This window comes from Psychroflexus planctonicus (assembly GCF_014640195.1).
In the GTDB taxonomy this organism is placed as follows: Bacteria; Bacteroidota; Bacteroidia; order Flavobacteriales; family Flavobacteriaceae; genus Psychroflexus; species Psychroflexus planctonicus.
Window position 1 is genome coordinate 67936 of the sequence record NZ_BMGM01000012.1, and the last position, 12537, is coordinate 80472.

Annotated in this window: 11 protein-coding genes; 5 read left to right on the forward strand and 6 right to left on the reverse strand. The window is 34.4% G+C overall.

The features are described 5' to 3' along the window. Positions 1-18: 18 nt before the first annotated feature. Both IEV72_RS12370 and IEV72_RS12375 read left to right on the forward strand, forming a co-directional pair. On the forward strand, positions 19-1200 hold the full coding sequence (locus IEV72_RS12370; RefSeq protein WP_188459431.1) for a hypothetical protein: 1182 nt from the start codon (positions 19-21) through the stop codon (positions 1198-1200). Between the two features lie 171 nt (positions 1201-1371). Continuing rightward, a complete protein-coding gene (locus IEV72_RS12375; RefSeq protein WP_188459432.1) occupies positions 1372-1761 on the forward strand; it encodes an acyl-CoA thioesterase in 390 nt (129 codons plus the stop codon). A 2-nt stretch (positions 1762-1763) separates the two neighbouring features. On the opposite strand, the gene IEV72_RS12380 is transcribed toward IEV72_RS12375, so the two are convergent. Beyond that, entirely contained in the window at positions 1764-2057 is a 294-nt protein-coding gene (locus IEV72_RS12380; RefSeq protein WP_188459433.1) for a DUF3817 domain-containing protein, read from the reverse strand. Positions 2058-2180: 123 nt separating this feature from the next. Here IEV72_RS12380 and galE point away from each other — a divergent pair, with 123 nt between their 5' ends. The 3 genes from galE (at position 2181) to IEV72_RS12395 (ending at position 6962) form a co-directional block, all read left to right on the forward strand. Further along, positions 2181-3203: a UDP-glucose 4-epimerase GalE gene (gene galE, locus IEV72_RS12385; protein ID WP_188459434.1), complete on the forward strand. Its 1023-nt coding sequence runs from the start codon at positions 2181-2183 to the stop codon at positions 3201-3203. A gap of 17 nt (positions 3204-3220) precedes the next feature. Further along, positions 3221-4912 (forward strand): energy-dependent translational throttle protein EttA, encoded by a 1692-nt coding sequence (gene ettA / locus IEV72_RS12390; RefSeq protein WP_188459435.1) that lies wholly within the window; start codon positions 3221-3223, stop codon positions 4910-4912. A 94-nt stretch (positions 4913-5006) separates the two neighbouring features. Continuing rightward, positions 5007-6962, forward strand: coding sequence for an endonuclease (locus tag IEV72_RS12395; protein ID WP_188459436.1), 1956 nt, complete (start codon positions 5007-5009; stop codon positions 6960-6962). Positions 6963-6993: 31 nt separating this feature from the next. Here the strand turns inward: IEV72_RS12395 and IEV72_RS12400 are convergent, their stop codons facing one another. From IEV72_RS12400 to IEV72_RS12420, 5 genes are all read right to left on the reverse strand, one after another. Continuing rightward, positions 6994-7788 carry an ABC transporter ATP-binding protein gene (locus tag IEV72_RS12400; protein WP_188459437.1) on the reverse strand — a complete coding sequence of 265 codons (795 nt, stop codon included), beginning with the start codon at positions 7786-7788 and terminating at the stop codon, positions 6994-6996. A 4-nt stretch (positions 7789-7792) separates the two neighbouring features. Next, complete coding sequence (locus IEV72_RS12405; protein ID WP_188459476.1) at positions 7793-8821, reverse strand: iron chelate uptake ABC transporter family permease subunit; 1029 nt, start codon at positions 8819-8821, stop codon at positions 7793-7795. Continuing rightward, positions 8814-9959 carry an ABC transporter substrate-binding protein gene (locus IEV72_RS12410; protein ID WP_188459438.1) on the reverse strand — a complete coding sequence of 382 codons (1146 nt, stop codon included), beginning with the start codon at positions 9957-9959 and terminating at the stop codon, positions 8814-8816. Before IEV72_RS12410 ends, IEV72_RS12405 begins: the two co-directional genes overlap by 8 nt. 210 nt (positions 9960-10169) lie before the next feature. Further along, the gene (locus tag IEV72_RS12415; RefSeq protein WP_188459439.1) at positions 10170-11033 is read right to left on the reverse strand and encodes a mechanosensitive ion channel family protein; all 864 of its coding nucleotides are present in this window, start codon (positions 11031-11033) and stop codon (positions 10170-10172) included. A 96-nt stretch (positions 11034-11129) separates the two neighbouring features. Continuing rightward, positions 11130-12536 (reverse strand): glutamate synthase subunit beta, encoded by a 1407-nt coding sequence (locus IEV72_RS12420; RefSeq protein ID WP_188459440.1) that lies wholly within the window; start codon positions 12534-12536, stop codon positions 11130-11132. Position 12537 lies beyond the last annotated feature (1 nt).

Here is a 12537-nt window from a genome sequence, read left to right on the forward strand (position 1 = left end):
TTAATTGAAAAATTCCTAATGGGAAAAAAAGGTAAAAAATCTAAAAAGCCACTCAAGTTTCAACGTTTTGATCGAGACAGACCTTATTTAAACGTACTTGACTTTTTAGCTGAAGAAAAAACTTTCCTAACCATTGTTTTGGTTGGTTTAATTCTGGCTGCAGCAGTTACATTTAGTGCAAATGCTGCCATGTGGCTTGGTTTCTTTTTTGCAGCTTATGCAGCAGTTGCCAACGACAGTATCCAATCTCTAGGAACTTTTATTGAGAGTAATAGAGCTCGACAATGGTGGATTTTATGGTTATATATTGGTGGGATTTTTATTGCCACGGTTACTATAAGTTTCATTTTAAATGATGGAGATGTTACTTATCAGCGATTATCAAGTTTAAACCCAGATGGCACAAAAGCTTTTCCACATCCGGTAGACGATTTAGGAAAGAATTTTAGCTTTTTTCAAGTAGTTGCACCCTTAGTATTATTAATCCTTACCCGATTAAAAATGCCCGTTTCAACTACCTTTTTGTTGTTGTCTGTTTTTAGTGCAACTTCAGCAGGTATTACTTCTGTTGTAACTAAAAGTCTTTCAGGATATGCAATGGCGTTTATTATTTCTTTTGCCATTTGGTACATTTCTTATAACACTATTCGTAAGTATTTTAAAAGTAGAAAACACCACAAGTCTTGGTCGGTTGTACAATGGATTATTAGTGGAGCTTTATGGGCGGTTTGGGTGATGCAAGATGGTGCTAACATTGCTGTTTACTTACCAAGGCAATTAAGTGTAACTCAATTTTTGATATTTACATTAACCATTTTTGCAGGATTAGGACTCTTGTTTTACTTACGTGGAGATAAAATTCAAGAAGTAGTTAGTAAAAAATCACGAATATCTGACATTCGAGCAGCAACTTTGGTCGACTTTTCCTACGTCATTTTGCTGATTTATAAACTGTTTATAAGTACGGTTCCATTGAGCACTACTTGGGTGTTTTTAGGAATAATTGGAGGTCGTGAAATTGCTATTAGCTTGTCTAGAAATAAAAAAGGCAAAAAACATAAAAGGAAAGCGCGCAATCTTATCTTTTCAGATTTTGGAAACGCAATGGCAGGCTTAGTTATTTCTATAGCTTTAGCGGCGGCTGCCAATAAAGGAATTAGACAGGATATTTTTGATGCTTTTAGCAGTTTGTTTAGCTAATTTGTAATCTTGAAGTAGCTTCTTGCTTTATTATGCGTCCAAAATAGGAATATTCTATACAATCTAAAAGATTTTTCCTTTAAGATGTATATAAATTGAATTCACCTTAATTTATCAATGTTATTTTTTCTGAATTAAAAATTAAGCTTATCTTCATTCAAAACGAAAAATATGCGATTTCACACTAGAAAATGGATTAAACCAGAAGATTTAAACCCCAATCAAACATTATTTGGAGGCAAACTATTGGCTTGGATTGATGAAGAAGCTGCTTTGTACGTTACTATTCAGTTAGAAAACAAGCGTGTAGTTACTAAGTACATGAATGAAATTAATTTTATTAGCTCTGCTGAGCAAGGAGATATTATTGAAATAGGCATAGATGTGGTTAAGTTCGGGAAATCTTCAATTACTTTAGCTTGTGAAGTACGAAATAAAATGACCCGTAAAACCATTATTAAAATCGATGAAATTGTAATGGTTAATCTAGACGAAGACGGCAAACCAAAACCACACGGCAAAACACAAATTGAATTTGTAAAAGATCGTTTAAATCACTAAAACTAGCTTTTTGGCAAGTATTTTTTATCTGCGTAAAAGGGTCCAAAAGGCAAAATAGAACAGAGAATAAATATAGCTAAGATTTTAAATTTCCAATTTAAAGTTTCATACAGATAGTAAGCTCCAAAAATATACATCACAAACAAAATTCCGTGAGCCATTCCTACTATTCTAACATATTCAGGTAAGTCATAAACGTATTTTAGTGGCATAGCAATGAACAAAAGCAACAAAAAAGAAATGGCTTCAAGGTAGCTTACAACTTTAAAAATGCCTATTATTTTAGAATTTTTCATTTTTATTTGCAAAGGTAATTAAGTAGTATTTTTCATGCTTCATTTCAACTAAAATTTATTCATAATTTGTAATATTGTAAGCCGCTGTTTTGCGGAGAAAAATAACTAACAAAACTATTCAATATGAAAATTTTAGTAACAGGTGGATTGGGATTTATAGGTTCTCATACTGTTGTTGCACTTCAGCAAAAAGGCCATGAAGTATACATAATTGATAACCTTTCCAATTCAAGTTTACAAGTTTTAGAAGGAATAACTAAAATAACCAAAGTTACACCCCATTTCACTAAACTTGATTTGAGAAATAAAGAAAGTGTAAAGAATTACTTTGTAGCTAATCAAGATGTAGATGGAATTATTCATTTTGCTGCATCTAAAGCAGTTGGAGAAAGCGTTGAGAATCCGCTATTGTATTATGAAAACAATTTAAATACACTGACTTATATTCTGCAAGAACTTCAAAAATTACCTAAAGCTAATTTTATATTCAGTTCATCTTGTACGGTTTATGGTCAAGCAGATGAGTTGCCCATAACTGAAAATGCTCCTGTTAAACCCGCAGAATCACCTTATGGAAACACAAAACAAATAGGAGAAGAAATTATAAAGGATGCAACTCGTGTAAATGAAAAATTACAAGCCATTGCTTTACGGTATTTCAATCCAATAGGAGCGCATCCTAGCGCCGAAATTGGCGAATTGCCCATTGGAGTTCCACAAAATTTAATACCATTCATTACTCAAACTGCAGTAGGTTTACGCAAAGAATTGTCGGTTTTCGGAAACGATTATCCAACAAAAGATGGTACTTGTGTTCGCGATTATATACATGTAATGGATTTGGCTGAAGCACATGTAGTTGCTGTTGAACGCTTGTTGAATAACAACAATAAATCAGACTATGAAGTTTTCAATTTAGGTACAGGGAAAGGATATTCTGTTTTAGAAGTTATTCAAACTTTTGAAAAAGTAACAAAGCAGAAACTTCCTTACCGTATAGCAGAAAGACGTCCAGGCGATGTAGTTGCTGCTTATGCAGATACCACTTTAGCCAACAAAGATTTAGGTTGGACTGCCCAATTAACCTTGGCAGATGCCTTAGAAAGCGCTTGGAAATGGCAACTAAAATTAAAGAATAATAATTAATAAAAACAGAGCTAATTATGGCAGACGATAAAAAAATAATCTTTTCGATGTCGGGAGTTACTAAAACTTTCCCGAATGCACCTAAACCCGTTTTAAACAACATTTACCTAAGTTTCTTTTACGGCGCAAAAATTGGAATTTTAGGTTTAAACGGTTCAGGTAAATCTACTTTGTTAAAGATTATTGCTGGAGTTGAAAAAAACTTTCGAGGCGATGTAGTTTTTTCTCAGGATTATTCAGTGGGCTACTTAGAGCAGGAACCAAGCTTAGATGAAGAAAAAACCGTACTTGATATTGTAAAAGAAGGCGTTTCAGATGTGGTTGCCATATTAGACGAATACAACAAAATAAACGACGATTTCGGTTTGCCTGAAGTGTATGAAAATCCAGATAAAATGCAAAAATTAATGGATAGGCAAGCTGTTTTACAAGATAAAATTGATGCTTCTAATGCTTGGGAACTAGACAACAAGTTAGAAGTAGCCATGGATGCACTTCGAACGCCGCCATCTGATCAAAAAATCAAAAATTTATCTGGTGGAGAACGTAGGAGAGTTGCTCTGTGTAGACTTTTACTACAAGAACCTGATGTGCTGCTTTTAGATGAACCTACCAACCACTTAGATGCAGAATCTGTTCATTGGTTAGAACACCACTTGCAACAATATAAAGGAACCGTAATTGCCGTAACACACGACCGCTACTTTTTAGACAATGTTGCTGGGTGGATTCTGGAATTAGATCGTGGAGAAGGCATTCCTTGGAAGGGAAATTATTCTTCTTGGTTAGAACAAAAATCAAAACGACTAGACCAAGAGCAAAAACAATCCAGCAAGCGTCAAAAAACATTAGAACGTGAATTAGAATGGGTTAGAATGGCTCCAAAAGGTAGACAATCTAAACAAAAAGCACGTTTGAAAAATTATGATAAGTTGATGAACCAAGATCAACAAAAGCTCGATGAAAAATTAGAAATCTATATTCCTAATGGGCCGCGTCTAGGAAACAATGTAATTGAAGCTAAAGGAGTGAGCAAAGCTTTTGGTGAAAAATTACTGTATGAAGATTTGAATTTTAACCTTCCGCAAGCTGGTATTGTTGGTGTAATCGGTCCAAACGGTGCGGGAAAAACAACCATATTTAAAATGATTATGGGCGAAGAAAAGCCAGACTCAGGGGAATTTAAAGTAGGTGAGACTGCAAAAATTGCCTATGTAGATCAAGCTCATTCCAATATAGACGCAAATAAATCCATTTGGGAAAATTTTTCTGATGGACAGGATTTGGTTATGATGGGTGGTAGAAAAGTGAATTCTAGAGCCTATTTAAGTAGATTTAATTTTGGTGGAAGTGAACAAAACAAAAAAGTTGAAACGCTTTCTGGTGGTGAAAGAAACCGTTTACACCTTGCCATGACCCTAAAGGAAGAAGGAAACATATTGCTTCTAGATGAACCTACAAACGACTTAGATGTAAATACGCTTCGAGCTTTAGAAGAAGGTTTAGAAAATTTTGCAGGCTGTGCCGTGGTTATTTCTCACGACCGTTGGTTTTTAGATAGAATTTGTACACATATTTTAGCTTTTGAAGGCAACTCTCAAGTGTATTTCTTTGAAGGAAGCTTTAGCGATTACGAAGAAAACAAAAAAGCTAGACTAGGAGGAGATTTGATGCCAAAACGAATTAAGTATAAAAAATTGACTCGATAATTCTTTAAACAGTTAGAAATAAGGCATTTAATTTCTTGTTTTTAGCTTAATATAGCTATCATATATTTTGCTTAGCTTTGCAAAAAAATACCCTATGAACAAAAGATTACTGCTTAGTTTAGTTACCTTATTTATCGGTAATTTAATACATGCGCAAAACGTTGTTATTAATGAATTAGATTCTAGAAACCCTGGTGTAGATACTGCCGAATTTATAGAATTAAAAACTCAATCGCCTAACACACCCTTAGATGGTTATGTTATGGTTCTTTTTAATGGTTCTAGCTCGGGTGGAAACTCGAGTTATTACACCTTAGATTTAGATGGATTTGTTACAGATTTTAATGGTCTATTTGTAATTGGTGGAGCAGATGTTTCGCCTTCTCCTAATTTTATAGTTTCGCAAAATACCTTTCAAAATGGTGTAGATGCTGTAGGAATTTATGTTGGGAATGATTTTGATTATCCTGATGGAACTCTTGCAACAACAGCTAACTTAGAAGATGCTTTGGTTTATTCTCATGGACAATCTGATGGCCAAGATTTACCAGGTTTATTAGATTTTCAAGGAATAATTAATGAAAATACCAATGGAGAAGGTTTAACACAATCCATTCAACGAGCTGATGACGGTTCTTGGTTTGTTGCCGATCCAACTCCAAGACAGCCGAACCAAGGCGGTGGCACAGATCCTATTTTCATTGATGTAATAACAGATGGAAACACAGTAAATGAAGGAGAAGATTTTACCATAACTATCGAAACTTCACAAACTTTACCAGAAAGCTTCACCTTAAATTACACGTTAGCCAATGGAGATTTTGATCAAAATGATTTTACAGGTTCAACAACTTTAACCATTAATCAAGGAGAAGATTTGGCTTCAGTAACAATCAATATTACAGATGATGATATTGATGAAGGAGACGAAGTCATGCTAATTAGTATTGATGAACCTAATCCACCTTACGTTTTATTGCAAAACGAAATTGAAATTATTGTTATAGATAATGATTTTGTGGTCGCAGATTGGGGTTCGCCAGTTAACCCTACTTTTGATGAAGTTAACTCTACTGCACCAGCTGGTTATTACGATGCTATAGACGGGAAGTCTGGGCAAGAATTAATAGACGCCATACAAGATATTATTGCAGAAGAAGGAGTGGTTCGTATTCACACCTACACAGATATCATCGATATTTTGAAGGAAGCAGACCAAAGTCCTGATAATTCTAATCAAGTTTGGTTGATTTATAGAGAAGAAAATAGAGCAAAATATATGTTTCAAACGGGTTCTACAGGAACTACTTTTTGGAATAGAGAACATGTATTTCCCAGATCTCGTGGAGGATTTTTTAGTATAGAAGACGATGGAATTGCAACAGGAATCAATTTTTGGTGGAATACCAATGCCGATTCATTAAGACATGGCAATTCAGATGCACATGCACTCAGAGCTGCCGATGCTAACGAAAATAGTTCTCGTGGTAACAAACATTATGGAGATTACACAGGACCAACAAACAATGTAGGAAGTTTTTATGGAGATGTTGCACGTTCTGCTTTTTACATGGCAATCCGTTTTAACGATTTAGATGTAGCTGATGGTTTTCCAACTGAAACAGGCTTCTTGGGAGATTTAACAATACTTCTAGATTGGCATGAATTAGATCCAGCAGACGATTTTGAAATGAACAGAAATAATGTTATCTATGAATGGCAACAAAATAGAAATCCTTTTATAGATTTTCCTGAATTGGTAGATTACATTTGGGGAGACAAGCAAGGCGATGTTTGGAATAATCCACTTTCTACTTTTGATGAAGAATTTGAAAACTTTTCATTTTATCCAAATCCTTCAACTGGAAAATTAAACATAAAAGGTTTAGAAACAGGTGAAGTTGAAGTATTTGACGTGCAAGGCAAATCCTTACAAAACTTTAATATTAATGGAGAAACAAGTATAGATTTAAACCTGAGTAGTGGTATTTATTTACTTCGTTTTACAAGTAATTCAACATCTACTGTTGAGCGTTTGATTATAAAATAGAATTTCAATTAATTGTTTAAAAAAGCATTCTTTAATCGGAATGCTTTTTTTTATTGCTCATACGGAAGCTTTTGCTTATCTCATCAAAAACAATCAAGTCTTTTGGAAACAAGTCTAACAAGACTTTTTGTTGAATTAATTCACTAGGACTACCCTGAACCACTTTTCCTTGGTGAATCAGAATAATTTGGTCACACAATTGTAAAGCCAAATTAATTTCATGGGTAGCAAAAACAATACTTTTTTGTGTTTCTTGGGTAATATTTTTTAATAAATGAAGCACTTGCGCCTTGTGGTACATATCTAAATGCGAAGTTGGTTCATCCATTAAAATTACCGGTGTGTTTTGAGCAAGCGCCCTTGCTATCATCACTTTTTGTAGTTGACCGTCGCTAAGTTCATCGCATTTTTTGCCTTTTAAGTTTTCGATTCCAACCTGTTGAATTGCTCTTGCAATAATTTTTTTGTCGGCTCTAGATGTAATCCCTAACCAATTGGTATAGGGATGTCTTCCCAAGCTAATGAATTCTAAAACACTTAAGTTTTTAGAGAAATTTTGTTGCGTTAAGACTAAGCTGATTAAACTTGCTAGCGATTGATTATTGTAATTTTGAAATGCCTTTCCGTTAAGAAAAAAGTTACCAGACAAAGCAGGCTGAATTCCAGATAAAGTTTTCAGCAAAGTTGACTTTCCCGAGCCATTTACGCCAATTATGGCAACTAATTTTGCTTTTTTAATTTGTATAGAAATTGCTTCTGCTACCGTATTAGTATGTTGGTAGCCAATACTGAGTAAGTTTGTTTCAATTATATTATTAGTTTCCATAAAATTAAAACAACATTTTCTTTTTTTGTAAAAGTAACCAAATTACAATGGGTGCACCAAAAATGGAAGTTACTGCGTTAATAGGCAAGGTCAAGTCGCTTCCGGGTAATTGCGAAATACTATCGCAAATTAACATGATTATTGCACCACCAAAAATTACGGCAGGAAACAACACAAAATGATTACTGGTTTTTACAATCTGGCGAATTAAATGTGGAACTGCCAACCCAATAAAGGCAATGGGTCCAGCAAATGCAGTAATGCTTCCAGCCATTAAACCGGTAGCAATAATAATGATGTTTCTATTTTTTTGAATGGGCACACCCAGACTTTTGGCATAATCTTCACCAAGCAGTAAAGCATTCATGTTTTTTAAACAATAAAGGCTTAAAAGCATGCCAAGTAAGCTTACTAAACTTAAAATTCCTACTTCGTTCCAGCTTAAGTTTCCTAAACTTCCAAAAGACCAAAAAATATATTGTTGCAGATTACTAGCTGGACTAAAATATGCCAAGATGCTTACCACTGCACCTGTAAGACTAGCAAACATTAATCCGATGATAAGTAAAGCCATGGTATCTTTTATTTTTATAGCTGTAGCCATCACGGCCATCATTACCAAAACACTTCCAAATGCAGCAGCAAAAACAATTGCCCATTTAGAAAATACAAAACTAGCAAGTACACCACTGAAAAGACTTCCTCCTAAAATAAGCAAGGCTACACCTAGACTTGCGCCGCTACTTAAACCTAAAACATAAGGTCCGGCCAAGGGATTTCTAAAAAGCGTTTGCATGAGTAAACCACAAACAGAAAGTCCCGCGCCCACTAAAATTGCGGTTATGGTTTTAGGTAATCTAAAATGAAGAATGATATATTCCCAACTTGAATTTTCACTCGTATTGCCTAATAAAATTGAAATAACTTCAGAAAAATGAATATACACCGAACCTAAACTTAAGTTCAGTAAAGCAATAAGCAATAATCCAACAATTAAAATGAAAATGTACAGCTGGTTTTTCATGCTACTCATTAAGAGGTTCAAAGAATGAAAATGTTTCCACTTCTAGTAAGTCAGGATGTAAAATACCAACTAAATCACGTAATACTAAATCAGGTCGGTTTGGTGCTAATTCATAATACAAAACTCCACCAGTTTCTCCTTTGGTTTTTGCCATTGTGAATACTTTTTTGTTTTGGAAGGCATCAAATTTGGAATAATGCGGGCTACTTTCAAGCATTTCAGTATAACTTGTAAATTGAGCAGGAGCAATCCAATACTCAGCATTTTTGGCTTGATTTAAAACTGCTTCAAAAGATTTGGAGAGACTTCCATTTTCGTTTTCATCAGCATATCTATAATTAGCATTGGCATCTTTTAAAAACTGAGCTTGCCAAGAATTTCCACCAGGTAAATACCAAACATCTTTATACATTGCACCAGATAATGTAGTGGGAACATGCTTTGCTTTTTCTGCCAAAGACTTTAATTCGAGATAGTTTTTTTCGATTGTGTTGAATTCTTTTTCAGCATCAGCTAAGGTTCCGGTTAACATTCCGAAAAACTTAATCCATTCTGCTTTCCCCAACGGGTGTTCATCTAACCAATCACTATTATATAAAACAGGAATACCCGCTTTTTCAATGTTGTTTAAACTTTTATTGCTTCCTTGAACTGCAAAACCAATTACTACATCTGGGTTTAATTCAAGTAGTTTTTCGGTGTTTAAAGCTTCATTCTGTCCGAGTTCAGTAACATTTCTATTTTCAATTAAAGCCCTTGCTTCAGGAGAAGAAACATAATCTAAACCAGGAAAACCAACCCATTTATCTAACTGATTCAAACTGATTAGAGATGGAATATGCGTAGTAGATGTGAGTACGATATCATGAATAGGAAGTTGTACAAATGCATCGTATTGCGCATCAGCTGGAATAAACTTCTTGTCTTTGGCTAGATAATAGGTCAATTCCTGTTCTGCTTCTGGCCATGGTTTGGTAATGACGATTCGTTTGTAATTTTCAGCTTCAAAAAGTTGAAAGGTTGTGCTGTATTTTAACTCAATTTCTGTTTCTATCGATGAAGCTGCTTCTTCTTTCTTCTGACTTTGTTTACAGGAGAAGCTAAAACTTAATAATAGGAGTAGGGCAGCAGCAGATACAAACTTCATAAACTAATTTTCAACAAAAATAGAATTTATGTATTTAGCTTAGACCAAAATAATGCTTTAATTGCTTAAATGTATTTAATTTTTGTTCAAGGATTTTTTAAAGCATGAATTATACTTTACTTAAGCTAAAATTATCCAAAATAATTAAAAAGTAATAAAAATCTGTGTTTTCTAAACTATCATTAGAAGCACTTGAATAAAGGAGAAGCTTTATTTGTTTTTTGGTTTCTTTTCAACAATAGTTCTGTGAGGGAATGGAATTTCTACACCTTCTTTGTCAAAACGTTTTTTGATGCTTTCTAATAAATCACAATTCATAACAAAAGATTTTGGTGAATTTTCTGCCCAAACCCAAGCTCTTAAGTTTACAGAAGAGTCTCCCATAGAAATCACCCGAACCGAAACTTCAGGATTATTATTTTCGATTTCTTCTGGAGTTCGTACATCAAAATAATCTGGATGATTCCGAACTTCTTCAAACATGATTTTTTTTGCCAAATCTAAATCACTATCATAACTGATGCCCATTTCTAAAAATCGACAAATCTTCTCATCACCTAAATCTGCATTGGTTAAGGCTTCATTACTTATTACCGAATTGGGTATGATAATTCTTCGATTTTCAAAATTCCTGATTACGGTATGCCTAAGTGTAATATCTTCAACAATACCAGACATGGTATCTCTTATAATTATCCGATCATTTACTCGAAAAGGTTTAAAAATAACGATAAAAATGCCTGAAACTATATTAGATAGGGCTTGTTGAGATGCCAATGTTACTCCTAAAGCTAAAATACTTGCACCAGCTAATAATGAAGTAGCTATGGTTTTTAATTGTGGAATAGAGATAATAGCAAAACTAAAACCAACAATATAAATTAGAGCGGTAATAAAATGTCCTAAAAAAGTATATTTAGTAGGATTGTTTTTTAAATAAACAGCTCTTCTTCTAATTAATGAAAAATAAGAACGATTGAAAATTAAAGCAATTACAAAAGTTAGAATAATAATAAATATGGGTAGACCAAAAGTGAAAATTTGATTTGCAATTCCTTTTGAAAATTCTAACATATTCAATTTTTAAATGAAAAGCGAATATACTAAGTATTTGAATAGAAAATCAAGGATTAAATTTTCAACTTAGCATAATTGTGATTAATTTGAAGCTTATGTTTTTGTTGCTGTGCTAAGTTGCTTGATGTGTTCAGCAATTTTCAAAGCGGCTTCGCGACCATCTAAAGCAGCGTTTACGGCTAAATCGGCTCCACGAACCATATCGCCACCTGCATAAACACCTTGCAAACTGGTTTGGTAGTTTTCATCTACATCAATTCCGCCATAGTCGTTGGTTTGAATTCCAGCATCACTTAAAAATTTTATTTTTTGGTGGCTGAATCCCAAAGCTAAAATAATGACATCGGCTTCAATGATGAATTCGCTGTTTTCCACTTCAACCACTTTACCACGTGGGGATTTTTCATCTGAAACAATTTGTGTTTTTACAAACTTCATTCCAATGATGTTTCCTTTTTCATCGGCGATGAAATGTTTTGGAGCTGTGGTAAATATAAACTCAATGCCTTCTTCTTTGGCTGCTTTTACTTCCTTGTCGCTTCCGGGCATGTTTTCTTCATCACGTCGGTATACACATTTTACACTTTTTGCACCTGCACGAATGCTTGTTCGCACACAATCCATAGCGGTATCGCCACCGCCAATGACTATTACATGTTTGTTGCGCACATTGTATTTCGGGTCAAAATCTTTTTGCAATCTGCTTTTTTGGATGTTGGTTAAAAATGGAACCGCCATATACACATGGTCGCTGTTATAACCTTCATGACTAAGTACCCGTCCTTCGGTAGCTCCAAATCCCATAAAAACAGCATCGTACTGATTTTGCAATTCTTCGAAGCTAATGTCTTTTCCAATTTCGGTGTTCAGTTTCAATTCCATTCCCGCTTCTGTGAGCAACTGTATTCTGCGAAACACATCTTTTTTCTCTAATTTGAATTCAGGAATTCCATACAATAACAAACCACCTGGTTCATCAGATTTTTCAAAAATAACAGGCTTAATTCCTGCTCTCAATAAAAAGTTTGCACAAGAAATTCCCGCTGGTCCTGAACCAATAATGGCTACTTTTTTATCGGACAATTGTTTGGGGAAACTGGGTTTCAATCCTTTTTCAAAACCGCTTTCGTTGATGTGGACTTCAATGGAACCAATGGTTACTGCTCCGTGACCATTATTTAATGTACAAGCGCCTTCACATAAACGATTGTGCGGACAAATTTTACCTAGAATTTCAGGAAAAGGAGAAGTTTCATTCGAAATTTTAAACGCCATGTCATCGTTTCCTTCGGCAATGAATTTCAGCCAATGCGGAATATTATTGTTTAGTGGGCAACCTGTTGTAGCACAATACGGAATTCCACATTGTATACATCGGCTAGCTTGCCCTTTTGCCGTGTTTTCTGAATAGGGCTCGTATATTTCGTTGTAATTCGCTAAGCGTTCTTTAGCGTTGATTTTCTTGCGTTCTGAGCGTTCTATTTTTGTGTAATCGTACATT